This is a genomic window from Desulfosediminicola ganghwensis (genome assembly GCF_005116675.2).
Lineage (GTDB): Bacteria > Desulfobacterota > Desulfobulbia > Desulfobulbales > Desulfocapsaceae > Desulfopila > Desulfopila ganghwensis.
Map to the genome: position 1 here is coordinate 4,279,206 of NZ_CP050699.1, position 26,133 is coordinate 4,305,338.

Consider the following 26,133-nt stretch of genomic DNA (forward strand, 5'->3'; position numbering starts at 1 on the left):
ATCAAGCCTGATCAGCCGCATCTTTTTTTGCAACAGTCGGATTTTGGGCCGGACGCTGCTGCTGGCGGTTATCTCCCCGTCGCTGATCGAAATTCATAATATCACCCGGCTGGCCATTGTTATCATGCCGTAAGGGGTGACTTGCGTTTTCACATTTCCAGAAATAGAAATTGGCATTCTTCATGGAACGTATTCGCGTCATCTGTTTTTTGCACCCCTCAGCAGGACAAGGCACCTTGGCTGCGTTGGGATCGATGAGCGGCTCACCCGGTGTACCATTTTCATCCCGCAAAAGAGGACATTTCCCTTCCTTTCCTGTGGAACATGCCCAGAAGTAACTGCCCATTCTTCTGTTGCTTTCATAACGGATGAGATAGCCTTTTTCACAGTGAGGACATTTCGGCCCTGTCTCAGGCCTATCCATAAAAGCAGCGCCGGGGGCACCATTGTAGTCCGAACGAAGCGGACAACCTTTCTCCTCACCAGCGTCACACACCCAGAAAAATCGCCCTTTCTTGGTTTTCGACTCCAGCCTGGAAAGTCGACCGCCGCAGAGGCATCTGTATATCTTGCCGGTAACCTTTTCGGAGAACCTGGTAGCAAGGGCATAACGCACCATGTTCAACATTCGCCGGGTGAGTTCAGCCATAAACGCCTCCCGGTCAAGATCTCCCTCACAAATTCTGTTAAGAGCATCCTCCCAGATTGCCGTCATGCCTGGATTCTTCAGCGACGGGTGGATTTTATCAATCAGTTCCCGGCCAAGGGGTGTGGAAATGAGCACCTTACCCTTCTTCTCCAGATAGGTGCGGTTCTGCAACTCACCGATAATATTGGTTCTGGTAGCAGAGGTGCCAATCCCCGAGTTTTCCTTGAGGCGTGCCTTGATCACAGGGTCATCCACATATTTATGTACCTCGGTCATAGCAACCTGCAGAGATGCCTCGGTGAATCTGCTGGGTGGTTTGGTGAACTTCTGTTCCTTTTCCACCTGCTCTATGCCAACAGGATCACCTTTTTTCACTCGAGGCAGCAATTTCTCTTTGGTCTGCTGATCGTTCAGCACCATCCACCCCTTATCCTTGATGGCAATTCCGCTGCCCTTCCACAGCTCTTCTTCGACCTCTGCCACTATCGAGCTGGAGTAGTACTGATAATCCGGGTAGAACTGTTTCAGAAATCTCTTTGCCACCAGCTGGTATATGTTCCACTCTTCTTCAGTGAGACGCGGCGGTTTCACCTCTGTGGGAATTATTCCATGATGGGCCTCGGCACCTTGCTTTTTCGTGTTCCAGGCCGGGGACTGAATTGTGGGATCTGCCTCATGCGCCCCTTCCATATTCTGGGCTCGCAAAGTGGCCAGAACACGTGGTGCATCCTCAAACATTTCGTTGGGCAAATACCTGCACTCTGTACGCATATAGGTAAGGACTTTATGCTTCTCATACAACCCCTGGCCAATATCCAGGGTTTGCTTAGGCGAGTAGCCGAACTTGTCTTCCGCTTTTTTCTGCAAATCTGAGAGCAGAAACGGCAAGGGCGGGCTCTTCCGCTTGAGGGTATCTTTTTTACTTTTTACGACTCCATCTTTACCGCTGACCTTGGCGATTACCTGCTCTGCCACTGCCGGGTTGACCAACCTGCCCTCTGCATCTAGCCCGGAAGTTAATTCGTCCGGTTCCCAGGTTGCGACAAAATTGCCTTCAGGATGCTGGACAGTAGCCCGTAATACCCAATAGGGTTTCTTGGTGAACTGCTCGATTTCCCGGTCCCGGTCCACCACCAGCGCCAGGGTCGGCGTTTGCACCCTGCCAGCTGAGAGTACATTGTTCTGGCCGGCTGCCAGGGTAAGGCCACGGGTGACGTTGATACCCACCAGCCAGTCAGCATTTGAGCGACAGATGGCGGCATCTTTGATATTTCTGAACTCGTTATTGTCTTTGAGGCTCTTGAATCCTTTTTCGATAGTCCGCACATCAAGCGCCGAGATCCAGAGCCGATCCGCCGGGCCGGTGTATCCCAGGTAATCGAGAACTTCGTCTATGATCAGCTGCCCTTCCCTCTCGGGATCTCCGGCATTGATCACCTTGTCGGAATTTTTCAAAAGACCTTCAATTATAGCCAGCTGTTCCCTGGAACGTGGAATTGGCTCGAGTATCCATTCATCCGGAATTATCGGCAGATCGTCAGCACGCCACCGCTTGAATCTGGGGTTATAGACATGCGGGTCGGCCTGCTCAAGGATGTGGCCTACGCACCAGGTGCAGACAATATCCCCCTTGCATTTGTAGTAACCTTTGCCACGGCCCACGATTCCCAGGTAACTGGCGAGATCCTTACCAACACTTGGTTTCTCTGCTATAAGCAGCGTTATTCCCATCAATAAAACTCCTGACAGCTAAAGGCGTAAAAACATACTGATAACATAGTTGACCCTCCCCAGCATAAACCGGTAACAATAAATTAGCAGACACTATCCTAAGAAATTCTAAAAAAAATAGTTGGGGTGAGATGAATTTTCGCGGGTTGCGAATGTACCATGGAAGAGATGATAATCACAACCGCTATTGAAAGTTTCTGACGGGGATCATGCTGCTGCCCCACGCTGAGTCCGCAGGATGTGGTAAGAATAAATAATTTTAGAGGGTGATTGTTACTCGCACTGAGGTTGCCTTATATAAAGAGAGGACAAACGTTCTCACCAATGGACTATTACCGGCAAAAATGGTAAACAGTGCTCCGTAAACTCGATATACGCTCCCATACCAATCACAAGTAACTCATGGGAGTTCAAGACATACAAAGAGAAAATATGGAAAGAGTACTCGTCATTATCATCGCTTCCCTTATCGGAACCTCGTTTTATATCTGGATTGCCCGCATGGTGCAGAGGCCATCGTTCAGGGAACTGATCTATTCACACCAGTGGCTGCTTCACCCCAACTCAATCTGCTATTGGCGTACAGCCATGGCGGTGGTCGGTTTTTTTCTTTATTTCTTCAGCCCGTTCCAGTCACTATCCATAATCATCTTCACCTTTGCCGCAATCATGGACGGTGTAGACGGAGTTGTGGCCAGGGGCGCTAACCTCGGCACCAAATGGGGGGAATGGCTTGATCCGTTATGCGACAAACTCACCTACTTGCCACCGTTACTGGGCTTTGCCTATATGGGCATAATTTCAGTAAAGCTTGTCTGGATATTGATCGTTATCGAATTCTTCGGGCAGTTCCTCGCCCGCCATGTGCTCAACCTGCTGAAAACCTCCGGTGCCGCCAATAACTTCGGCAAAATTAAGGCGATTATCTGTTTTGCACTGGTGATCTTTTGCGCCCTGCTGGATGCCAACCCTGCACTTATCAACCTTGGCAATGAGATACTCATCGCCTGCATCATTTTAGCGGCTGCCTCTATTGTCTTTAAGTTTATTCCAAACCGCCTCTATGCAGACCTGCTCTCTACCATGAACTTCTGCTGCGGTGTCGCAAGCCTCTACCTCGCTCACAATTATCTTTTTTCCTGGGCAATCTGCATCATAATCATGGGTCAGCTTTTTGATCTCTTTGATGGCAGAATGGCAGAATTACATGGTGGTACCAAATACGGGCCCTACCTTGATGATATCGCAGACTTCGTCAGCTTCGGGCTAGCTCCTGCCTATATGCTGATCATACTGGGCGGTAATTTCGCCTGGCTTTTTGCCGCCATATACCTGGCTGGTGTGGCTTTCAGGCTTATCCGGTTCGTCACTGTAGACAAGATGCGTAATGACCTGCCCGAGGGTATTTTCAACGGCCTGCCAAGCCCCGCCGGAGCCCTGTTCGTGCTGGGCGCGACCCTTGTCTGCCCACCTGTTCTCTTGCTGGGCATGGCTGGACTTTCCACCGCTTTCATGGTGAGCCATATCCGATTCGCCCATTTTGGACGCGTAATCATGAAGCAGATTCCCCGTCCTGTCTTTTTTGTTATCAGTTCCTCAATAATTGTTATGCTGGCATACATTCTTAAGACAAAAAATATCGAGATGTTCGGTTATCTCATATTGGGTTCTGTACTGCTCTATATGGTAACCGGCAGAATGTGGCTCCCAGCTGCGAACCCGCCTCCCAAGGCATAGCTTCAGTTATCGATTCCAGGGCAGTTCTTTCTAAAACTACTGCCCCGGAAAATTCGCTTTTTTACCCCATCATTTCGATATATTACAATACATTCTCTAATTTTTACGTGACAGCCTGTACGTATGTCTTACAATTTACCTGATAAAGATTATTAAGATCAATACCATTACAGGAGAGAGCGCTTACCTGATTGATCGTGATCAGATTTTATGCCTCATTTTTGTCATGTTCCAACCATTAGATACACCACAACCAAAACAGCTTCCGCGCACTGTCGAGGAGGTTGTCACCATCCTGCTAAACGACCTGCCGCTTCGAGACAGAGTTGTACTTTCCACACTCAGCGAAGAAGAACTCGATACCTCTGTTTACCTTGCTCTCGCCAAATCCATTCGCGAAGAGTTCGGTCTTTACAACGGTAACGATTCTCTTATCGCCTCCTGCAACTCGTTTCTCGGTGTGGAGTACGACAGCTATGAAGACCCGGCGATGGTTATCATCAAAGAACTCTGGAAAAAGATCAAAGGAAACCATCGCCTGAGAGTCATCAAAGGCTGAGTCGGTACCTACTCTCACCACACGTAGCCCCTGTCCCTGGTGGTGCCTGCTGGTGCTACATCCTGATCTTTGCTTCAGTCTTGCTTGGATTTTTCAATAGATGCGTATATCTATTGCATGCCGCTGCCGCAAACCTGTCGAGTATATTACTCAGATCTGAAGCGTTCCAGATAGTTTCGAAGTCGGAATTTGAAGTGATTGTATCGCTGAAGTTGAACTTACAGCTACTCTCCGGGGGAGTGGTATTGAGGGAGATATCCTCATAGCCTGGTCTCAACTTATCTTCGGAAGCCCGGTTGATAAGTTCCATAATTGTGTGAACAAAGAATTTTTTCACATCCTCTGTTGATTCCGCCGAGCCAATCTGTTGCCTGAATGCCGGCAGGAGTTCTTTCTCAATCTTGGAAAATGAATGCTGTACAGTCATGTACACTCCTCCTGATTACCACAAAGCTGTTGTGTTTGGATAACTTCAACCAGAGCTGACTTGAACTGTCAATCTCCTGACAATTTGTCCAGTTTCCTTCTAAAATTACCCCTACTCAAGAAATCTAGGATTTGATTATCCGACTGTCAATGACCCGCAGTGTCCTCGGCGAATTCCTCCGGACCCATTGCAATCACAACTCTTGTCTTTTTTTCCTTAAGGACACACAATGAAGTGATAGCCTCACCGGATAGAGGCTCGAGATGCGTTGATTTCAAGTTGACCACAGCAATAGAACAACCTCATCTTCCCGCCTCATCGTCGCAAGCCGGGTTGCATCCCATAATGTAATGAAGATATAGAGAATTATACATTCTCAGGGATTGATCCTGCCTGCCAGGAAAGAAACATGAAAGTACTGACATCTGCCATTTTCATGCTTGGCCTCCTCACATTCCCCTCGACTTCAATGAGTGCATGGGATTGCAATGGCCCCTGGAAAGTAATGAGAAACAGTAAAACTTCGCCCTGCAAAACACTTGGTTTAAACAGCAGGACCGCAAACTGCCGCGCCGGTGATAAGTATGAGGTATTCTGTGATGACGACAAAGGAGGAAAATACCGGATCTGCCAAGGCACTCGCCGATGTCCTTCAGCGCGTAAAAATGATCATGACTGCACCTATTGGGATTATAACAACGACCGCCCCTGCCCTCCTGGCTACAGAAATAACGACTGTTATGGCGACTGTAGTTCCTACCGGAAAGAAAAACACTACTATAACTGCCGGGACTGGGATTACTATTATGATCGCCCGTGTCCCAATGGATTTAAAAATTATGACTGCCGTGGCGGTTGCGAACCCAGATAATGGCTACTAATTACCACAATCTCCCAGCTTCACTCAGCAAAACGTGAGGGGTAAGAGTAAGGTATTAGGGAATAGGTGTTAGGAATAACAGCTTAAAGCAAAAAGAAAAAAGAAAATTCCCGGCAACTCGATGCGATGATTCGAGTAGCCGGGAGGGCTACCTGTCAATTTGCCATGCCTTTCATATCTCACCTTCCGCCGCAGCTTTTCGTGCTGAAGGTACGTGTGATCACATTCGTTTTAACTACCAAAACCCGTTCACCATACCAGGAGAACGGGTTTCTTTGGTTCTGAGTAAATGTATGTAGCAACACCCTGCTACACCATGTAATTATCCTGCTTCGAAATATTCATTCACCTTTTCCCAGTTCACTATCTGCCAGAACGCTTCAATATACTCAGGTCTGCGATTCTGGTACTTCAGGTAGTACGCATGCTCCCACACATCAATTCCGAGCACCGGCTTTCTGCCTAGACTCAGCGGATTATCCTGGTTGGCCGTGGTTACTATGGTGAGCCCGTTTTCCTCTTTCACCAGCCAGGCCCAACCGCTGCCGAAGAGCAGTGCAGCAGCATTGGAAAATTGATTTTTGAAATTCTCGAAGCTGCCGAATTGGGCAATAATAGCCTCAACTGCGGGGCCTTGCGCTGGTACGTCTTTCTTTAATAGCGGCCAGAAGAATGAATGATTGGCATGACCACCTCCGTGGTTGCGAACTGCTCCCCGAATTGCATCCGGCACCTGATCGAGGTGAGCAATCAACTCTTCTGCGCTCTGCCCTCTAAGATCATCATGACCCTGCAGAGCTGCATTCAGTTTATCAACATACGTCTGATGGTGCCTGCCATGATGAATCTCCATGGTTTTCGCGTCGATGAAAGGTTCCAGTGCATCATAGGCATAGGGTATTTCCGGCAGTACGTGACTCATATAGACCTCCAGCTCTGTATGTAAACGGGCAAACACATCGCCCGATTCAATCAACAGCTCAATGGTGATATGTGAATAACTCCTGGATCACGGTCAGCATTGAGTTGCCACCTCCATCCGACATTCTTCGACATTTTGTCAACGCTTGCCGAACGTTACAACTACCACATTGTGATCTGGAAACCTTTTTGTCAAGCACTGCAGCTACCGATTTTTCTATGTAATTTCAAGTCCCAAAGTAGCAATTTCAGAAAAATCTGAAGCTGACTGCTGGAGAGACTCATTTCACGTGCATTTTTCTCCATAGCGCGAGTTTACTTTCAGCCGCGCCGGCCGAAAAAAAAGGCAGCATCTCCATATGCTGGAGATGCTGCCTTGTAATACGACAACAACTATCTTGATTATAATATATAAGACAGGATTAAAACGTCACTTTCTCTGTTTTGGCCACCAGCTTGTCAAAATCGATTGCCCAGGCTTCTCCGCCAAGGGACTTGGCAAGGATAACTGCCATGTGCTGAGGCTTAACACCAAGATCACGGTTGCGTCCAAGCCCTGAAATACAGGAAGGACAATTCGTCACGATAGTGGGTTCACCGTAAACACCTTTTTTCGCCTCTTCGATGGATTCACGCTTTCTCTGCATCATCTTAAAGCTGATGTCAGGCCGGGAGATAGCAAGCGTTCCGGCTTCGGAACAGCAATTTGCCACAGGACGAACTTCCTCCGCAATCTGTCGTGCCAGCATTACCCCCTCACCATCAAAAGAATCATGACACGGAGCGTGATAAAGCACCGTTTTCATCTTACGCTCAGAGAAGTTCAGAGCACTGTTCTCCAGGACAAAGCTGCTCACATCCTCTACCCCGCAGCCGAAGATCTCTTCTGCACCGATTTCATGAAGAGACTCGCGACAGGTACCGCAACTCACCACAAACTTATCAAATACGATATAGCCCAGCATCTCACGAATCTGGCTGAGAATAATCGAATTTCTAAGGGTGATCTCGTCATGCATTTCCTTCTTGGCATTCACCTGGGCAGGGAAACCACAACAGAGGTACGGTGGCGGCAGGATAACCCTGATATTGCTCTTCAGCATCACATAGATCGCAGCCATTGAGATATCTGAGTAGAGACGTTCAGAACCACAGCCAGGAAAGTAGAACACGGTTTTAACCGGCTTCCCTTCCGGTAGCAGCATCAGCGCCTCGTTGGCAGAACATTCAGGCAGGTTAGCCCAGAGGTCCTTTCCGGGTGCGGGCATCATGGGTGATTTGAGCATGGTGACATACTGCCAGTCCTTCTCCTGTAACTTGACTGGCGCCATCTTCAGCGCTTTCACTCCAATCTGCTGGGCTGCACTACCCCACTCCAGAACACCTTTTCGGAATACAGAGTTAAAGGTTTTGTTACGATTTTTAAGAAATGTAAGGGACAACCTGGTAGCGGGCGCGGTATGTTTATACCCGAGATCACTCAGGATTTCTCGTTCAAGGACACTCACTTCAGCAGTATCGATATTCACCGGGCACGGGCTGAGACATTTACCGCACATGGTACAATGATCGGCAATCTCTTCCAGGTTCTTCATCTGGGTGAAACGCGGCTGATGGGAACGCTGAATATCATAGAGCAGAGCCTCGATCAGGGAGCCAATCACCATGTTTTTATTGCGTGGATGCATGAAGATATTGGAACCGGGATAATAGACACAGCATCCCACCATGCACTTTCCGCAACGGACACATTTGGAAATCTTGGCAGCAAGGGTTTCAAGCGAGCCATGTTGCAGAATCCTCGCTTCAAGCTCGAGCAGGTTGAAAGAAGGTGTGAATACCTTTTCAATTATCTCAGGGTCCGTCAGCATACCCGGGCTCATCAGGCCTTTCGGATCCACTTCCTGGCGGTATTTGATAAGTTCCTGGCGACGTTCCTCCTCCATGAACTTCATCTTGGTGATACCGATGCCATGCTCACCACTGACAACGCCATCGAGCTCTACCGCTTTGGCCATTACAGCCTCGGCGGTTTTATCAGCACGTTTCATCATCTCACGGTCATTGGAGAAGACCGGGATATTCACATGGTTGTTACCATCACCGGCGTGCATATGGGTGGCGATAACAATTCTGCGCGACCGAACGTGTTTATAAATGTCTTCAATGCGTTGAGACACCTTGGCATAGCCGGAAAAGAGCTCCAGGAGATCTTTCATCAGCTGCTTTATATACGCCTCGTGCCGAACAGACTCTGTGGTTCGCAGTTCGAGCTTGGACAGGGTATCTTCACAAAGTTCAAGCGCCTTTGGAATTTTGGCCTCCAGCCAGTCCGGGTCCTCGATCGGCTCAGCCTGACGAAGGTACCCCATCACCTTGTGAATAAACTGCTGCTTATTATAGATATCCTCGTTGATATTGTGCTCATCGACAAAACGCGTAAACTCCGCCAGTGCCGCCAGAGGCAGGACGATATCTTCATTCAGCTTAAAAGCGTTGGTACGGGCGGCAATTGCACCCAATCGCTTGCGATCACGCCAGAAACGGGCGGCCTCATCAGCATCCTGGGCAATAAACAGCTCGGTGTTACCATAATTTTCAAGCAGTTTTATCAAACGGGACTTGCCGCTCTCGATCTGGTCTCTGTTATGACCAACCATATCGATCAGCAGTACCGCTTTCGGATGTTCGCTACGGGCCGCCTTGAATTTGTACTGGATAGCGTTGATGTACTCTTCATCAAAGTGCTCCAGGGCGATCAGGGCTTCTTCACCCTCATTTTTAAACTCATCGGAGATCTCGACAATGACCCGGCTGGCCTCGTCCATATCTTCTCCGTAAAATTCCAGACAGTAGGTGATCTTGCGTTCATAGGCAGTGTAGAGGACGAACTCCGCGGAGGTGATGACACCATCCACACCCTCTTTCTGCAAACCGGGAACGCCGCCCAGTACCTTGTTGGTGATATCCTTCCACAGACCTTTCTTGCGGATATCTTCGGCGGCCAATTCGATGGTTTTCTGCACCTGCCCTCTGGCATCGGTAATTTCATAGCTGACTATGTCACCCGGCAGAATTTTGCGCATCGGGTGATTCAGGCGAGTTACTGTCAAAAGCCCACTGCCCGGCATTGCAATTTTAAACGAGAGCAGGTTATCAATGGCGGTTCCCCAGAGAACTGCGGTTTTGCCACCGGCATTCTCTGCGATGTTGCCGCCGATAGTTGATGCCCATGAGCTTGTCGGGTCTGTTGCAAAAACAAGTTCGGAAGCCTTGGCATGAGCCATCGCATCCGAGGTGACCACACCGGCTTCCACCTTGATTACCGGAACGTTCTTCTCCTCTTCTTCAAGATGGGCGAACTCGCGGTACTCGATGGGATAAATCTTAGTCAGTTTTTCGGTATTAATGATGACACAGCCGCTTGCCACCGGCACACAACCACCGGTAAGACCTGTACCGCCACCACGGGGGATAACATGCAGACCAAGTGATGCTATGGCGGTCATCAGCGGTACGACCTGACTCTCACGGGAAGGACGGACCACGGCCACCGGCAGATAAAGACGCCAGTCAGTTGCATCAGTTGCATGACCGATCAGCGTGAACGGATCGAACCAGACGTTATCTTTGCCGAGAATTGGTGTAAGTTTTTTTAGAATCTGCGCACGATGTGCAGCGGCACCGCTGATCTCGGTCTTCATCTGCTCTAATCGCTCACGGCAGATACGAACCAGGCTGAGGACCTTGCCGGAACCTTCGGAATCACCCTGCCAGGAACCTGCAGCTTTTTCGATAAGAGAGAGATCCTCTTCTGCGGTATCAAAGAATTGCTGACGACGGGACGACGAATCGATGAGTTCCTGATACAAAAAGGGGTTTCTGCGGAGAATAAAAAGGTCTCCCATGAAACGCATCACCAGACGGGCAGACCGACCGGTAATACGCTGGCTGCGCAATTCCTGTAAGTCCTCCCAAACCTCCTGCCCGAACAGGTGGTTGATGATGAGCCGATCATCGGCCGAGGTAAAGTTATAGGGAATTTCCCGATAATCTTCTTTCTGCATCGTTGTGTCCGCCTTTTCTTTCAAGGATTTCTTCAGAGATGAGCAAGCTTCTGGTCATCATTTTACGTTTTCTGTAATTTCCTATGGGGTACAGCTCTACATTCCTTTAAAAACAGCAGCGACCAGATCAGACAACAGCCTCAAATTACGAATTCCGCAGTCCCTGTTTTACAAAAAACACTGGTGCCTCAGCCGTCGTACTGACAAAAAAATCAGTTACGACAGACCAGAAAATTTAACATTTCAAAGGTCTTAAACGCGGGATTTGGAGCGAAACGCCCGACTGAACTGCTTCGGGATACTCGTCGTCATTTGCGACGAGCCTTACGAGGGCATTGGGACAACACCCTACGGACTCCGTACAATCACTGCCTTTTTTCGGTATCTCCAGCGAGCAGCATATCTGACAACCCACTGTATCTTGGATAATCGAACTGGAGAGCATACACTAAAATCTTTTTAGATGCTACTATATGTGCAAATTCTTTTGCCCGAGTAACACCAGTATAGACCAGTTGGCGGTTGAGCAGAGGTCCCTCTTCTTCGGGCAGCATGATCAGTACTTCCGAAAATTCCGACCCCTGACTTTTATGAATGGTCATACCGAATACAGTCTCACACCTCGGTATTCTGTAAGGAGGGTATTTTTTCACTGAGCCATCCGGCTTTTCAAACCACACTTTCATGGCTCCGTCGCCATCCGCAGCAATATCCGGTAAACATATACCAATATCACCATTAAACAGCCCGAGATTATAGTCATTTGCGGTGATCATTACCGGTCTGCCCAGATACCATGGAGATTGATCGACCTCGTATCCATTTGTTTTCAGAATCTTTTCCACACCGGCATTAATCCCCTGCACTCCACGGGCACCGTGACGACCGGCACAAAGGACCTGAAATCTTGAAAATACAGCAAAAACCTCAGCAACACCACGATGTGTCATTTGCTGAGCGACACTTCGCACCTTCTCCATATAGACGAGATACCTGGCACCGACAAAACGAAAATACGAATTCCGCAGCAGAGTGACATTGCCAAAATCATCACCGACCAGAAGCTGCCATGCCTGTTCCCCGTCTCCAGAATTAATGGCCTCGGCCAGACTCTTTATTCCCGCATCGAATCGATAACTTTTCTTCAGCTCACCGGTATTGTCCGGCAGGCTTCTAATGCAGTCATTGAGTACTGCTCCCGACTCAACGGAGGCTAGCTGGTCTTTATCGCCAAGTAGAATAAGACGTGCGCCCGACGACAGAGCGTCCACCAGCTTGCTCATCATTGCCAGATCGATCATCGAGGCTTCGTCAACTACCACGATATCCCAGCGCAAAGGGTTATCTCTATTATGCCTGAAACCGGGAGAGTTCTTTCTAACTCCCAGTAACCGGTGAAGAGTTGATGCAGTCGTCGGAATTCGCTCAATTATCTCTTCCCCGAAACTGATCCCCTGCAGGCTGTTGCCAATGGACTCCTGCAGACGCATTGCGGCTTTACCGGTGGGAGCGGCAAGAGCTATCCGTATTTCCAGTCCAAAGACCTCCAGCAGCAAGCCGATAATTTTTACCACCGTGGTGGTTTTCCCGGTACCGGGTCCCCCGGATATTATGCAGAGCGACTTTTTCAGGGCTACTTCAGCTGCTCTGCGCTGGTAATCAGGCTCAGTCCCTTCCACCCCGAAAACCCGATCCAGCAGTACCTGAAGATCCTCGGCTGAAAGTTGAAATTCACTATCGCTTACGCTGGAAAATGCTTTCAGCTGAGATGCCAGTCTGCGCTCATACTGAAAATAGCGCTGCAGATATAATCGTTCACCCCGCAAAACCAGAGGAGTATCGGAGGTGGCTGAAACCAGAGGTGAGCTACAGAGTAGATCAACCTCTTCTCCACTCACCTGAATACAGCTGTGACCGCTCTCCATGGCCAGCGAAAGTTGCTGTATCAGAGTTTCAAAAGACTCTTTTTCCTTACCCACCAGGCCGGATCGTTTAGCCATAAAACGTGCGAAGTGTAGATCGAGCAGTCGCGGCTGTTTCTCTCTGGCCGGTAATGCCACGGTTTCATCAGCAGATTTCATCCCTTCCCCCTATGGCCAGATCGAGCTGCCTGAGTATTTCATAATCGGGCATATCGCTATAAACCCCACTCGCTGGAAACGACGGATTCATTCCACGCACAAAGAGATACATCACCCCTCCGAAATGCTGCTCATAACTATAGCCACCCAACATGTTATCAAGAAACCTGTGCAGTACCAGGCTGTAAATCCAATACTGCAGACCATAATTGTGATGGGCCATAGCTTCGGTTAACTGCTGCCCCTGATACTCCTCGGATAGTTCACCGAGGAAGTTGGTTTTGTAATCGAGTACGTAAAACCTGCCCCGATATTCACAAACCAGATCGACAAATCCCGTCAGGTATCCCTGCATTTGCCGTGGTGTCAGCGGCACCACGGCAGGTTCATGGGCCAAAAGAGTATTGAGCCGCGTGGTATCGAGATTTTTCATATGAAAATAGAACGGCATCTCCTTCATGCAGCGGCTCTCATCGAGATCAGCCAGGCTGAAGCTGTCGTCATTACCAGCTAAAGATTCAGCCCTGAGAGGTGTCTTAACCACCGAGGCCAGAAGCTCCTGCACCCGCTCCGCCTGTACATCCACGCCATATTTTCCGGAGAGTCGTTCAATCTCCGGCTTATATTCAGGGAACTTGTCCCGTATCGCCAGTTCCGCAAAGGGAATCAGCTCCAGGCTGTCATGAATGAGATTACCAAAGTTGGCGCCGGCCGGCAGACCGCGATGCAAAATCGGCTCTTGGCTCTCCAAATCTATCAACTCCAGCGACGTTTCTGAGCCGTGGTCCTCCTGCTCACTCAGGGCGGCCATGGCCGAATAACTGGACATCTGGTAGTCGGTTTTAAACAGGCGCCCACCCGCGACCCTCGCTTTAAGCGGCTCGGCTGCCACCGGTTCGGGACTGTATTCTGCCTGCAACTCTGTATCCCAAGCTAAAATGCTGTGCTCAACCCCGGGATTGGCGGCAAGATCGGCAAACAATTCCTGCTGAACGGTAGAGCTGCAACTCCGCTTTGCGAACAAGAGGTAGCCGAGCGCGGACTCAAAAGACTGCATTACCTTACCGTAGCTCTTTACATCGGCCCACATGGTATAACAGCGTAACTCGGCCCTGGTCAGCGCCACATACAGCAGGCGCAAATCTTCTGCCAGCTCCTCGGCAAGGGCTCTTTCACGATGCATTTCAAAGTTATCCGAACCGATATCAACCACCAGACGGTGATCCTCATCGTGGCAACTGAGCAGTTCCTTCTGCATCTTGATCATGCCTGAGCGATACCAGAGCACCGGGCAGAACACCACCGGATATTGCAACCCCTTCGCGCTGTGCATGGTGACTATACGAACCGCCTGCTCGTCACTTTCAAGACGCAGTTCGCGGTCTTCATCCCGCTGATCTCCGGCTACCCGTGCCTGGAGCCAGAGCAGTGTCTGATCCGGGCCGAGCTTTTCTTCCGTCTCCGCTTCCTGCACCAACTCGATGAGATGCATGATATTGGCAATTCGACGTTCGGCCAGGCTTTCCTGGGCCAGGTTCACATAAACATCTTCAGCGCTCAACAACCGGTTCATCATCGACAGAAAACCTTTGTCCTGCCAGAGTTGATAGTACTCAAGAAAGCGATTGAACCAGTTATCATACTCTGTTTCGCTCTCCCAGATACGCTGCAACTCGTTGCCGGTATGGCTGAACCAGGAAATTGTCATCGCAGCTTTAAGCCGGTAACTGTCACCGGGCACTACCAGTCCCTGCAGAAGACTATGAAGTTCTCTGGCCTCTGTGGTCTCAAACACTCCTGTTTTACTTGTCACTATCGCCGGCACGCCGACCCTGGCAAAAGCCTGCAGATACTCGTTTGCCTGTCTGTTGGTTCGTACCAGCACCGCAATATCCCGGGCCTGCAGTTTCCGTTCATCGACCTTACCATCCAGCACTTTACGAACTTTAGCCGGTTGCTCATGGTGCAGTAGACGACATGTTTCGTAAATCACATACTGCTGGAATTTCTGAGCCGCTTTCCCCGAAGCCCAGCGTCCGTCTTTAGCGCTCTCCATCTCAGCCAACTGACAATAGTGCATCACACCGAGTGGCTCACCTGCAAGCAGCAAAGTACCATCATCTGCCGTTTTTGCCGGTTCTACCGGATAAAACGGCATCTGCGTCTCATCAAAGTCAAAAGGCCTGGTGCGGGCAGAAAACAATCGATTCACTTCTTCAACCAGCTGCGGATGGGAGCGATAGTTGCGTTGCAGAGTCAATTGATCGCCGGCTTCATTTCGTGCCTTGAAATACGAGTAAATATCAGCGCCACGAAAGCGGTAAATAGCCTGCTTAGGGTCGCCGATCAGGTAGAGATAGTGTTGGTCATCGCCGAACAGCCTTGAAAAAATACGCCATTGCGCCGAATCCGTATCCTGAAATTCATCAATCAAGGCCATCTTAAAGCGTTCGCCAAGCTTGTCAGACAACAGATCATCAGCCTGATCCAGCGCTTCATCCAACCTCCTGATCAGGTCGTCGAACGACATGTAGCCCAACTCCTGCAGGCGTGTGCGCAGTTCACTCTCAAGTGTTTTGATAAGCTCGCTGCGAAAAGAGAGCAGGAGTTCAGTTGCAGCCTGGTCAAAATCATGGGGGAGATTGCTGACAGGTAGTGGCCAGTCAGCCAGGAATGCATCCTGAACATTTTTTTTCACCTTCCTGCTGTTCAATTCCCCTTTCAGGCCGTCAACGGTAAGCCAGTTCAATGAATTAGGGAGAACAGAGGATTGGCCACCGAAAAACAATTCGGCACGCTGCCACCACTCGTCAAAACCTTCCTGCAACTTTTTCTTAAACTTGCCGTCCGCCAACGCATTCTCAAAAAACGGTCGCAGTGTATCGGCATGGGCAGCCCACCAGCGGCCCAGATCGTCATAGGATGTCTCGAAGCGGGTAATAATATCGGCCAGAGGCATGAGCTGAGGCTCCAGGCAGTCATAGCCCGATGCCACGCCAAAGACACTTTTATAGAGCTGACCCGGGGTCTGGTAGTGATCGGTGAGCACACCACACACCCGGGGTGACAACGGATATACCTGGTTGCGCCAGAAATCCTGCACTACCTGCTCACGAATCCGATCAATGTCGGCCAGCAACTCCACATCGAAGAGCTGACCGCTCTCAAGGGCCTGCTCGGTCAACATACGCTGACAAAAAGAGTGAATGGTGAAGATACCCGCCCGGTCGATATCATAAAGCCCAAGTTGCAGAAGCTTTTTCGCCCTCTCCCTGTCCTGAACAGTTTCCAGCCAACTCAGTATGGTCGCATCAGCCGTTGCCCCGCCATCGAGCAGGTCACGGGCCTGGGCAAGCCTTTGCCGGATTCTGCCACGCAACTCCTCCGTGGCGGCCTTGGTGAAAGTGACCACCAGAATCCGGTCTATGGGTATTTCAAGTTCGGTGATCGCCCGTAAAACCAGCATACCAATGGCATAGGTCTTGCCGGTGCCCGCGCTGGCCTCTATCAGGTTTATACCGGTATTGAGCTTCGATCTGGCACTATCGAGAAATTGATCAACCATCGGTCTGACTCCAAATCGGTAACAATACTGTCCGGCAGAGTTCTTCGAACTCCGAATCAAGAAAATCTGCCGGATCACTGTTGCGTAACAACAGGGCCAGCTCTGCATCATATCCATTGTCCAGGGTTCTGTTGAGCGCTGTCAGAGCCGCCTGCAACATACCCTCACCTTTAGGCAGCCTCTTCACCCATTCGATACCGGGCTCGACCAGCAACCTGCTTGGCGATTTATTGCCTGCCACAAACAGGTCGAGCATCAGCTCAAGGTTTGGCATAAGCCCTGAGCCACCAGACAATACCCTGCGGTCATCACTACCACATACATAGGTTGTGGTAAAACTGCCCGTTACCTCCCGGTAAACGAGATGATGCAACCAGCCTTTCAACACATCTCTGCCACGCAGTTTTCCATAGCGGCAGAGCAATATCCCCTGCTCGTAGATATTGGTAAGTCGTCCCCGTAAATGGTACCCGCTAACATCGAGTTCGATATCAAGATCCTCAGCTCTCTCTCCCATATCAAGTTCTGAAATTGACAGGGCAAACGACTCCATTTCACTTCTCTTTCTTTCAAACTCAAGGTTACCTGGGGCACCGAGCGGCCAACGGCCTGTCGTTGTCAGTTTATTGAACCTGTCGTCCAGGCTCTCCCTGTTCAATATCGCCTCGAGTATCTCCTGATCCAACAGATACTTTTCAAGTCCATCGGCCTGAAACGGCTCACTCTCATCCACGGTCTCCGCGTCACTTCCAAGCTGAATATTCAGGCAATTCCGAACAAACCAACGCTGTGGATTGGCATAGAAAACGAGGAGATCTGCAAAGTTTATCATTCCGTTTTCGATATCCCGGCTCCCGCTCCACCAGGCAGACCTTATCACCCGATCACCCCGAAGATTTTCTGCCACTTTCAGATAACGTTCATCATAACTGAACAGCGTATCGGACAGACCTGAGAAGTAGTGACGGCTAAACGGATGCAGAGGGTGCCGAACAACGAAATTCCGGCGTTGATAATAATCTTCGAGAATTTCAAGCAGCTCAGATACTACCACCGAGGGGGGAATCTCCTCATTGGTTCTGATGGACTGACCGATGTAGCTTATATAGAGCTGATCACGGGCCGCGAGCAATGCCTCCAGGAACTGGTAGCGATCATCCATCCGCCGCGATCTGTCACCCGGTTTATGTTGAAGGGCAAGCAGATCGAAAGTTGCATGGCGGTCATTGGTCGGGAACACCGTATCGTTCATGCCGATCAGACACACCACCTTGAAAGGAATGGAACGCATGGGCAGCATTGAGCAGAAGGTTAACTGTCCCCGCAAAAACCCTGAACTGGAACGAGTTTCCCGAGCAGTATGATCCAACCAGGTTCGTACCACTTCAAAATCCACAGGACTGTTGTGAAAATGCCCCGGCCCATCGGCCAGATCAGCCAGTACTTCCTGGAGTTCCAGGAATTCCTTGGTGATAAAACGTTCACTCTCGTCGCGGAACAGTTCACGGCAATAGTGAATAAACAGCTCAGCCCATTCTTTTAAGGTGTAACGTTTACTGAAATCTCTCTGGGCCCGTTCTATGATATCGATAAATTTGCAGAGACCACCGAGCGAGGCGGCACCGCTTCCTTCAATATCCGTGAAAGGCAGTACACCAGCCACGAACTCGTCACGGTCCATGGCATAGCCCATCAGCAACCGCTCCAGCCCGACCTGCCAGCTCCCCTCACCCATCTCAGGCAGCCCCATCTCTTTCCGTTGCCGGGCCGACAGCCCCCAACGAATACCGGCCCGCACCACCCAGTCATGGAGCTTTTCCAGATCAGCCGGAGCAAGATGCAGAGGCTCGGCAATGACCGGCTCTTTCAACAGGGTCATGACCTCATCCCAACCGAAACGTCCCTTGAACAGAGCCAGAAACTCATCAAATGCAGCAAAGACACTATTTCGCTTACGGAGGCTTCTATCGGAAATCGAGTGCTGGATATCATCAAAAACTGAGGGAATCAGCGCTGCATACTCCTGGATATCCGGGGCCATAACCACAATATCCCGTAATTGGAGTGCAGAATCATCATAGAGCCAGCTCTTGATATGGTCTTTGAGGATGGAGAGTTCACGCAGCCTTGAATGGCTGGATACAATACGGATGGAGTGGTCATCTTCAGGCCATTCCTCATCGCTTCTAGCCACCTCTCCCGCCAGCAGGTCGGACTGCAGCGTCTTGAGCAATGACGGTTCACCATCCTCCAGCGGGTCGTAATAACTGTCAAAGTCGAGATCGAAATCGACACCCTCAAGCAGCATCCGTTGAAAATCCCTGCCTTGCCGTCCCAAGGAAATAAGCAGAGGATGGCTTTCCGGTGTTTCTTCGATTTCCATAGGAAAGTTCGATGCACTTATATCGTTTTTCAGGCTCCTGAGCAGTACCTGCCGGCGACTTTCGATATCTCCCCAGTACTCCCGGCATGGGGAAAGCAGAAAGAGATGAACGTCGGAGTGACGGGCCAGGCCCTGAAGAAAATTCAGGAAAAGCGGCGGCATTATGGAAAGACCGAAAACCGACACTCGCTGGGGTACAATATGGCTCAGATCATCCCCCTGCTGCAAACGTGTCACCAGTCGGCCCAGTACCTGGCCACGATGGGGCATATTGCCAAGACGCGCGGCCAACCTGTTCCACAGTGCGCACTGCCAGCGCTCGGCGGGATCGCTGGACACCATCCTTTGCTCGGCCCAGGAATCTATCATCTGAGGGCGCATAAGCTGGTACTGATCAAATACATTTGATAACTGGTCGGCAAGCTGAAAGCGCTTCAATTCCAGATTCTGCCCCTGCAGATAGTTGATGAGCGGAGAATAGACCTCGCCATCGAGGTCACGAAGGATCTCTTCCAACTGCCAGGCTACGGATTTTCTGTCATAGCCATCAGGCGTGATATCCATATCGAGACCGGCGGCAATATGGCGGAGAAAACCGAGCGGCAGATGGTATTCGAAATTACAGAAGCTGGTGAAATGATCGGCCAGGGTCTGGGAGATCATACGCTCCATCCCCTGGCTCTGGATCAGGAAACACTCCGGGGCAAACAGATCCCGGCGCAGATCCACTTCGAACAGCTGAACCAGGTGATAAAGCAGGTTTTCCGTTCTGTTGGAAACGTGAAGATAGAGCATAGCAGCTCACAGTTGTGAAGTTCAAACCGCTGCGGAACCCTCGGCAGAGCCTGGAGAGTAAAGCGGTTGCCGAAGCGTTAGCTGAACAGGAAATTTCAAAATCAACAGGAAAATTCAACAAACATGTCAAGCCGATACAACTCCGCCTGAATTAACCTGGTGATACCGGGAAATCTCAAGTTCCGTGTTTACACCTATGGTACAGATGGTATTATTGCGTTACGCCTGCATAATCGTAAATGCCGTAGATCAGGCCTGCCATAATACCGATGGCGAAGAACAAACGTAAACGTCGATCCCAGGGCATTGTTTTGCCGCCTGCCATATATTGCAGTAGGGCAATAACAATATAGGTTATACCTGCCACATACGGTGCAGTCTGCAATATCTGCCAGCCGGTGGCCTTGGCGGTCGCCATGGCATCGCTACCCAGCCTGAGGTTAAAGAGCAGGTAGAGAACTGCTGACAATACAAAAGTAATTCTTTCCTTAATTTCTGACATATGAGCACACTAGAAGCGTTATATTTTCCCGGAACAGAACTTTACTCCGGAAGTCAGTTCCCGATTTTTCTTTTTTTGGACAAGGTTCATCTGCTTCAGCCGGTCGAGGAAGAACATGCCGCCGGCGACACCGCAGATATATTCATAACACGAGGTCTCTGTCAAGCACATACTCCGGTGGTTCTTGGCGAAAATCGTGACCGATTCTTGCGCCTTATCTCCGACATCAGGGAGCGTAAAGATGACTACGCCGCCCAGCTCAGCGGTCTGACCATAGCCTCATTATCGCAAAAAAAGAGTTCTATAGACGATAGTCAGTTTGGAATTATTTCCTCCCTCCTGGGTAGTCAGGGGGTTAAAGCACAGCCTGAGCAGGAGGATGATGTAGAACTCTGGCAGGCTCGCCTGGTATTAAAGATCGGGGAAATTCTTGACCGTGAGGATGAAGAGATAGCTATGCAGATGGCTGTTTTGGAGGACGATGAACAAGGTCTGTTCAAGGCGCTGCAGGGCGAATTTGATGATGACGAGGAATCTCTCTTCGATGAGCTGAAACAACTCAAGGAAAACATCTCCAAGCCAACCGCATCCACAATAGCGAACAGACTTTCCGCGTGGTCGAAACTTTATCGGGCAGGAGAAATCCCTTCCCGGTACATCTGGCTGACTCATTCTGAAGAAACTGGTGATACCATGCTGGAGAGGTATCAGGAGCAAACAAACATCGCGCCCGTGAAGCTGGTACAATTTACGCTGCCGGCCAATATCGGCTGGGCGCGCACAGAAGCAAGCGATGCAGCCACCGCCTTTCGCAGTCAATACCCTGAACTGATACAAAAGATTAACGAAGCCCTGCACAAAAAAGACAGCACCAGCCTGCAGGAATTGTCAGTCGAATGGTCACAGGCACTGGAAGCACATTTCCCTGCCTCCCAAACCGGCAGAACCGAGCTTGAGTTCTATACCATCGCTGACCGGCCATGTGATGAACTTATCGGCTCTGAGAAAAAAGATTCCGGCATGCTGCTCGGCATCGTTCGCTGGAAAGAGTGACAGGCTTTTTCCGGCCACTAGAAAGCTCAACAGCCTACAAATATGAAAAGGGGCTGCCCGTACATTACGGGCAGCCCCTTCTTTTTTGTGAGGTCTAAACGTATTTCAGCCCTCACTTCTTTTCAGGTGCAATGCCACACTTATATGGATTAATGGTTAAAACCGGACACTGGGCTGCCCGAACCACTTTGTCTGCCACACTGCCGAACATGATCTTCTCAAGCCCTTTGTAACCATGGGTTCCCATGATGATCATATCACCTTCCACTTCTGCCACAAACTCTACAATCTGTTCAGCGACGTCGCCCATGAACACTCGACTTTCCAGTTTTGTAACACCATATTCGTCGCACTTTTTCTTAAGCTCTTTACAAAAACTCTCCATCTTATCCTCAGCACCTTCCACCAGTTCACTTTCCAGATTGGGCATGCTCATCTGGGGAACAAAGAATCCCGAGTAATCTTCAAAGTTCTGCACAACAAAAACGAGATACATCTCGGCCTGGAACTTTCCAGCCATATAGGCCGCCGACTCTGCGATCATTTTTGAGTTATCAGAGAAATCGATAGGTGTGACAATGCGGCGAACGTCCATAATTGTATTCATACAAACCTCCTGTTGCTCCAGTCCAACTGCTTATAGAATGATATCCCATAGAGCCGGACATCACCCAGCTGCAGCACCGGTTTAGGGTTTCGGTCTATTGTGTTAATTCTTATATTATCTCTATTTTTTCACAGCACTGTAGAATAATCAAGGGGTTATTCCACACCTGATTACCCATTCCAGAAGGAATTATCATACCACATCAATAACTGACCTGTTAACTGTTGAAAATTTGTCATTACTGAATATTGTGTTCGGGTTATTCGAATTTATCAGACGCCCAGACAGTGAGCGTATTCTTGTATTTTTTTGGAGGAATGAGATGATGCGGATTAAGGCAATCTCGATCAGTGATCGTAAAGGTGTTCGAAAGAAAAATATCGATTCAGTCAAGCTGATCGAAAGTTTTGGTCTTGAAAACGACGCACATGGTGGAAAATGGCACAGGCAGGTGAGTTTTCTTGCTGAAGAGTCCATTCAGACCATGCGCGATAAAGGCCTTGAAGTAGTGGCAGGAAACTTTGCCGAAAACATTACCACAGAAGGTATCGATCTCTGCAATCTCCCGGTGGGTACCCATATTCGTCTCGGCCGGACTGAGCTGATTATCTCCCAGCTTGGTAAAGTCTGCCACAATCCCTGCGCAATCTACCACCAGGCCGGTGATTGTGTCATGCCGCGTGAAGGGATTTTCGGTGTGGTCATCCAAGGTGGTGAAATCTCCGTTGGTGACGAGATAGAGGTTCTTGAAAAGCGCTCCAGTTCAGCAGCTATTATCGGCAACCGTGACAGTGAGAAACAGTTCGGTGAGCAGATCGGTGAGATTCTGGTAAACAAGTGGCAGCCGGGCTTTATCCGTTTTGACACCTTAAAGCAGAAAGAGGATAATCTGGAAGCTGTTTTAACGGATTTGATTGAGACTCAGAATGTGAGCAGAATCGTGATATTCGACCCGAGCGGAAAGCATGCGCTGGCGCTGGCCGGAAGAACTATACCTGACAGTGTCGAACTCCACTATTGCAAGTCCATCGAAGAGCTTGAGCAGCTTTAGAGCACGGCTTCTGTCCATGTGCGGTCACATCAAGCTGTCCGCACATGATCAATTACTATAAGATTCATTCATTTAACCTCCCCGGATCACTCAAGTATGACCGTATACCGCGTTCACTTCACCTGGAAAGAAAAAGAATACTCCCTGAAGGCGACCAGCCTTGACCTGACCCATCCCTATTTTGTCTGCATCAAGCATATTCTGCTGCCCGAAGAGAAAAGCTACCTGATCAATCCTGCTGACGATGAGATCCGCAAACATTTCTCTGAGGTGAGGCAGTTGATGCTGCCTTTCCAGTCTGTTTCCCTTATTGAAGAGTACCCGGAAGACCCCGACCTGAAGGGAAACGACGACAACGAATCACCTGCCGGCAAAGTAATTACCGATCGATTTTCCAGAAAAAGCTGAAACGAAAAAAGCCTGACGGGTAATCCCGACAGGCTTTTGGTGACAGATCCCACAACGACTGATTGCTGATTTAATGTAAAATCTCGTTAATCAGCTTCTTATACTTCTTCTCGATTACGTGGCGCTTCTTTTTCAGCGTGTTGGTCAGCTCCTCTCCCAGCTTGAACTCATTGTCCAGGAAGGCGATGTTCTGCAATTTCTCATAGGGTTTGAACCCCTGCTTTGGCATGAGAAGACGATTCATCTCTTTTTTCACCATATCGAGTACATGGCGATCTTTGAGTAATTCTCCTTTCTCTTTCTTCAGATCGTCGTATTTTTTCTCAATAAATGTTTTCAGCTCTTCCATATCGGGGACCACAAGCGCGCCGAGTCCTTTTTTATCCTGCCCCACCAGAATTGCATCCTGCACGAAGGGGAACATGGAGATAGTATTCTCGATACGGGTAGGATCGATATTTTCACCGCTGGCAAGCACAATAATTTCCTTGGCCCGACCGGTAATAACCAGCTCACCGCCAAGGGTCATTTTGCCCAGATCGCCGGTTCTGAAGAAACCGTCTTCGGTGAAAGATCGTTGATTCTCTTCATCCGCATTATAATAGCCGCTGGTAACCTGGGGACCTCGTACCTCAATCAAGCCTTCAGTCCCTGTGGGTACAGGCTCACCATGTTCTGAGACAATTCGTATCTCGGTTTCGGGAACTGCAGGCCCGAGAGTCCCATACACCCGACAGGTCAGGCCACGCCCGGCAATTGCCGGAGAGCATTCCGTCATGCCGTAGGCGTTGACTATGCGTACACCAACCGCGTCGATCCATTCTTCCAGATACCCCGCCAGGGTTCCACCACCAGATATGGCAAGCCTCAATCTACCGCCAAAACGTTGCTGAACAGCAGCCAGCTTCTTCTTGGCAAGCAGATAAAGTGGAAATATCAGGACAATCTTCAACGCAGCAAGAGCCATCTCAAACCACTTGGCACCAAACCATTTCTCCTCATATACCGGCAAGCGGCCAAGAAGCTTACGCTTGTTTCGACGAAAAACCGTAGAGGCCCACACCAGGGTACGAAAAATTCGGTTGGGTGTGGCACCCTTTTTACGGATAGCAGCCTGCACCCTGGAATAAAGAGATTCCCAGACCCGGGGAACAGTCGCCACCATAGTCGGTTTATAATGTTCCAGATCCTGGGCAAAGGTTTTTACAGAGGAATAGACCAGGGTGGTCCCGCCCGCGAGGGCTACGTATTCCGCAGTACGTTCGAAAATGTGCCAGGTCGGCAAAATCGAAAGCCAGGTGTCTTCTTCGGTTAACTTGATCAGGCCCGGAATAACCCGAACATTATGCATAATATTGGCATGTGAGAGTTGTACACCTTTCGGAAGCCCTGTTGTGCCTGAAGTGTAAATCAGGGTGAGCAGGTCATCTTCATGTATCTTTTCTCCCCGGGCGATAAATTTATCGACATCCTTCTGGGTGTAGGTTCGATCTGTCAATAAATCGGTGTAAGAGTAGGTGTGATTAAAGAGGCTGTGCAGGGAAGGACCTGTCATCACAAGGATATTCTTCAGGTTTTTCATCCCTTTGATGTATTCGTGATGATATTCAAGTAACTCGGGAGTCTCGATAACCAGATGGGTGGCATCAGAGTGGGAGATAATATATTCGAGTTCCTGAGACGGTGTATCCGCGCCCCTGGGGACATTGACCGCACCAAGGCTCATTATGGCAAGATCGGTTACAATCCAGGCATAACGATTATCGGAGAGCAGCATAACTTTCTGCCCTTTAGAGATCCCTCTCTGCTTGAACGCCCGGGAAAGGAGTAACACGTCTTCAAACAACTTCGAATAACTGACATGATGCTCTTCTTTGCCGTTACGATAGGTGTAGGCGATATTTTCTTTATAGCGGTTGGTACTGTCAAGCAACAGATCAAAAATAGTCTTCAGCACACGGGGTTCTTCCTGATCCTGGTAGGTGATAATTTCGTTATTCACGGTATCGTTCATTTTATTCCCCAATGTACACCGATAGTACCCAACATAAATTTTTTGTAGCCAACCTTTGTAAATCCTGCCTCAACAAAAGCATCCGCCAGCCCCTCAGCTGTATAAAAATCCATTGTTGAACCGGTCAGATAGGCGTACGCTGCTTCATCATTGGCAATCATTTTGCCGAGAAGTGGGATACCAACGGCAAAATACATGCGAATAAAGGGATAAAGCAAATTTTTATTTGGCGGTGTTGTGTCAAGACACACAACTCTGCCACCCGGCTTTAAAACCCGGTTTACTTCCTTGAGCACATTTACGGCATTATCGACATTTCTGAGTAAATAGCCAAAAGTTACTGACTCAAAAACATTATCCTCATAAGGTAAATTATTAGCATCCGAGACCTGCCAGTCGATATCAAGATCAGAAAAACGTTTTTTTGCCTCATACAGCATGTTCTGGGAGAAATCTGCGCCAATCACCTTGGCGTCCTGGTACGATTCCCTGCTGAGAGCCGCGATATCTCCGGTTCCGGTGGCAAGATCAAGAACCCAGCCATTGCCAGGGTCACCCGCTTTGTCCACCACAAACCGACGCCACTTCTGGTCTTGCCCCATAGTCATGACCCTGTTCATCAGGTCATACCTACCGGCTATGGCGTCAAACATTTTCTGTACACCCGGCCCCTTACTCAAAACGCGCTTCCTCCCTTGCCTTA

The 26,133-nt window shown here is 49.5% G+C and carries 17 protein-coding genes; 6 read left to right on the forward strand and 11 right to left on the reverse strand.

Translation table 11 applies throughout. From position 1 onward, the window contains the following. Position 1: 1 nt before the first annotated feature. On the reverse strand, positions 2 to 2,380 hold the full coding sequence (locus FCL45_RS18290) for a DNA topoisomerase 3 (protein WP_136798516.1): 2,379 nt from the start codon (positions 2,378 to 2,380) through the stop codon (positions 2 to 4). A 432-nt stretch (positions 2,381 to 2,812) separates the two neighbouring features. Between FCL45_RS18290 and FCL45_RS18295 the strand changes: the two genes are divergently transcribed. Both FCL45_RS18295 and FCL45_RS18300 read left to right on the forward strand, forming a co-directional pair. Next, on the forward strand, positions 2,813 to 4,117 hold the full coding sequence (locus FCL45_RS18295) for a CDP-alcohol phosphatidyltransferase family protein (RefSeq protein WP_136798517.1): 1,305 nt from the start codon (positions 2,813 to 2,815) through the stop codon (positions 4,115 to 4,117). A gap of 226 nt (positions 4,118 to 4,343) precedes the next feature. Next, on the forward strand, positions 4,344 to 4,676 hold the full coding sequence (locus tag FCL45_RS18300; protein ID WP_136798518.1) for a hypothetical protein: 333 nt from the start codon (positions 4,344 to 4,346) through the stop codon (positions 4,674 to 4,676). 55 nt (positions 4,677 to 4,731) lie between these two features. Here the strand turns inward: FCL45_RS18300 and FCL45_RS18305 are convergent, their stop codons facing one another. Then, positions 4,732 to 5,103, reverse strand: a complete 372-nt coding sequence (locus FCL45_RS18305; protein ID WP_136798519.1) for a hypothetical protein — start codon at positions 5,101 to 5,103, stop codon at positions 4,732 to 4,734. Positions 5,104 to 5,687: 584 nt separating this feature from the next. Here FCL45_RS18305 and FCL45_RS18310 point away from each other — a divergent pair. Beyond that, the gene (locus tag FCL45_RS18310; RefSeq protein WP_136798520.1) at positions 5,688 to 5,984 is read left to right on the forward strand and encodes a hypothetical protein; all 297 of its coding nucleotides are present in this window, start codon (positions 5,688 to 5,690) and stop codon (positions 5,982 to 5,984) included. Positions 5,985 to 6,305: 321 nt separating this feature from the next. Here the strand turns inward: FCL45_RS18310 and FCL45_RS18315 are convergent, their stop codons facing one another. The 6 genes from FCL45_RS18315 to FCL45_RS18340 all read right to left on the reverse strand — a co-directional run bounded on the left by FCL45_RS18315 (position 6,306) and on the right by FCL45_RS18340 (position 20,297). Next, entirely contained in the window at positions 6,306 to 6,905 is a 600-nt protein-coding gene (locus tag FCL45_RS18315; RefSeq protein WP_136798521.1) for a superoxide dismutase, read from the reverse strand. Positions 6,906 to 7,326: 421 nt separating this feature from the next. Continuing rightward, entirely contained in the window at positions 7,327 to 10,971 is a 3,645-nt protein-coding gene (locus FCL45_RS18320) for a DUF3683 domain-containing protein (protein WP_136798522.1), read from the reverse strand. Positions 10,972 to 11,336: 365 nt separating this feature from the next. Next, positions 11,337 to 13,052, reverse strand: a complete 1,716-nt coding sequence (gene recD, locus FCL45_RS18325; RefSeq protein ID WP_136798523.1) for an exodeoxyribonuclease V subunit alpha — start codon at positions 13,050 to 13,052, stop codon at positions 11,337 to 11,339. Next, the gene (recB, locus tag FCL45_RS18330; protein WP_167495824.1) at positions 13,039 to 16,617 is read right to left on the reverse strand and encodes an exodeoxyribonuclease V subunit beta; all 3,579 of its coding nucleotides are present in this window, start codon (positions 16,615 to 16,617) and stop codon (positions 13,039 to 13,041) included. The genes recD and recB overlap by 14 nt, the downstream gene beginning before the upstream one ends. Then, positions 16,610 to 19,795: an exodeoxyribonuclease V subunit gamma gene (gene recC, locus FCL45_RS18335; protein WP_136798525.1), complete on the reverse strand. Its 3,186-nt coding sequence runs from the start codon at positions 19,793 to 19,795 to the stop codon at positions 16,610 to 16,612. Before recC ends, recB begins: the two co-directional genes overlap by 8 nt. 211 nt (positions 19,796 to 20,006) lie before the next feature. Then, complete coding sequence (locus tag FCL45_RS18340) at positions 20,007 to 20,297, reverse strand: hypothetical protein (protein ID WP_136798526.1); 291 nt, start codon at positions 20,295 to 20,297, stop codon at positions 20,007 to 20,009. Between FCL45_RS18340 and FCL45_RS18345 the strand changes: the two genes are divergently transcribed. Further along, positions 20,298 to 21,350, forward strand: coding sequence for a type 2 periplasmic-binding domain-containing protein (locus FCL45_RS18345; RefSeq protein WP_136798527.1), 1,053 nt, complete (start codon positions 20,298 to 20,300; stop codon positions 21,348 to 21,350). Between the two features lie 112 nt (positions 21,351 to 21,462). Here FCL45_RS18345 and FCL45_RS18350 read toward each other — a convergent pair whose 3' ends face one another. Further along, positions 21,463 to 21,957, reverse strand: a complete 495-nt coding sequence (locus FCL45_RS18350) for a universal stress protein (protein WP_136798528.1) — start codon at positions 21,955 to 21,957, stop codon at positions 21,463 to 21,465. 322 nt (positions 21,958 to 22,279) lie between these two features. Here FCL45_RS18350 and FCL45_RS24405 point away from each other — a divergent pair, with 322 nt between their 5' ends. Then, positions 22,280 to 23,008 (forward strand): MOSC domain-containing protein, encoded by a 729-nt coding sequence (locus tag FCL45_RS24405; RefSeq protein WP_217907603.1) that lies wholly within the window; start codon positions 22,280 to 22,282, stop codon positions 23,006 to 23,008. 96 nt (positions 23,009 to 23,104) lie between these two features. Then, positions 23,105 to 23,416: a DUF1820 family protein gene (locus FCL45_RS18360; RefSeq protein WP_136798529.1), complete on the forward strand. Its 312-nt coding sequence runs from the start codon at positions 23,105 to 23,107 to the stop codon at positions 23,414 to 23,416. A 70-nt stretch (positions 23,417 to 23,486) separates the two neighbouring features. Here FCL45_RS18360 and FCL45_RS18365 read toward each other — a convergent pair whose 3' ends face one another. Then, on the reverse strand, positions 23,487 to 25,430 hold the full coding sequence (locus FCL45_RS18365; protein ID WP_136798530.1) for an AMP-dependent synthetase/ligase: 1,944 nt from the start codon (positions 25,428 to 25,430) through the stop codon (positions 23,487 to 23,489). Further along, the gene (gene ubiE / locus FCL45_RS18370; protein WP_228721361.1) at positions 25,427 to 26,110 is read right to left on the reverse strand and encodes a bifunctional demethylmenaquinone methyltransferase/2-methoxy-6-polyprenyl-1,4-benzoquinol methylase UbiE; all 684 of its coding nucleotides are present in this window, start codon (positions 26,108 to 26,110) and stop codon (positions 25,427 to 25,429) included. Before ubiE ends, FCL45_RS18365 begins: the two co-directional genes overlap by 4 nt. Positions 26,111 to 26,133 lie beyond the last annotated feature (23 nt).

What these genes read in the sequence shown, in the direction of transcription:
- FCL45_RS18305 (WP_136798519.1), bottom strand. Translation starts at nt 5,103, where the DNA reads ATGACTGTACAGCATTCATTTTCCAAGATTGAGAAAGAACTCCTGCCG.
- FCL45_RS18320 (WP_136798522.1), bottom strand. Translation starts at nt 10,971, where the DNA reads ATGCAGAAAGAAGATTATCGGGAAATTCCCTATAACTTTACCTCGGCC.
- FCL45_RS18360 (WP_136798529.1), top strand. Translation starts at nt 23,105, where the DNA reads ATGACCGTATACCGCGTTCACTTCACCTGGAAAGAAAAAGAATACTCC.
- recB (WP_167495824.1), bottom strand. Translation starts at nt 16,617, where the DNA reads ATGGTTGATCAATTTCTCGATAGTGCCAGATCGAAGCTCAATACCGGT.
- FCL45_RS18350 (WP_136798528.1), bottom strand. Translation starts at nt 21,957, where the DNA reads ATGAATACAATTATGGACGTTCGCCGCATTGTCACACCTATCGATTTC.
- FCL45_RS18315 (WP_136798521.1), bottom strand. Translation starts at nt 6,905, where the DNA reads ATGAGTCACGTACTGCCGGAAATACCCTATGCCTATGATGCACTGGAA.
- FCL45_RS18310 (WP_136798520.1), top strand. Translation starts at nt 5,688, where the DNA reads ATGAGGTATTCTGTGATGACGACAAAGGAGGAAAATACCGGATCTGCC.
- FCL45_RS18290 (WP_136798516.1), bottom strand. Translation starts at nt 2,380, where the DNA reads ATGGGAATAACGCTGCTTATAGCAGAGAAACCAAGTGTTGGTAAGGAT.
- FCL45_RS18345 (WP_136798527.1), top strand. Translation starts at nt 20,298, where the DNA reads ATGAGCACACTAGAAGCGTTATATTTTCCCGGAACAGAACTTTACTCC.
- FCL45_RS24405 (WP_217907603.1), top strand. Translation starts at nt 22,280, where the DNA reads ATGATGCGGATTAAGGCAATCTCGATCAGTGATCGTAAAGGTGTTCGA.
- recC (WP_136798525.1), bottom strand. Translation starts at nt 19,795, where the DNA reads ATGCTCTATCTTCACGTTTCCAACAGAACGGAAAACCTGCTTTATCAC.
- FCL45_RS18295 (WP_136798517.1), top strand. Translation starts at nt 2,813, where the DNA reads ATGGAAAGAGTACTCGTCATTATCATCGCTTCCCTTATCGGAACCTCG.
- FCL45_RS18365 (WP_136798530.1), bottom strand. Translation starts at nt 25,430, where the DNA reads ATGAACGATACCGTGAATAACGAAATTATCACCTACCAGGATCAGGAA.
- recD (WP_136798523.1), bottom strand. Translation starts at nt 13,052, where the DNA reads ATGAAATCTGCTGATGAAACCGTGGCATTACCGGCCAGAGAGAAACAG.
- FCL45_RS18300 (WP_136798518.1), top strand. Translation starts at nt 4,344, where the DNA reads ATGTTCCAACCATTAGATACACCACAACCAAAACAGCTTCCGCGCACT.
- FCL45_RS18340 (WP_136798526.1), bottom strand. Translation starts at nt 20,297, where the DNA reads ATGTCAGAAATTAAGGAAAGAATTACTTTTGTATTGTCAGCAGTTCTC.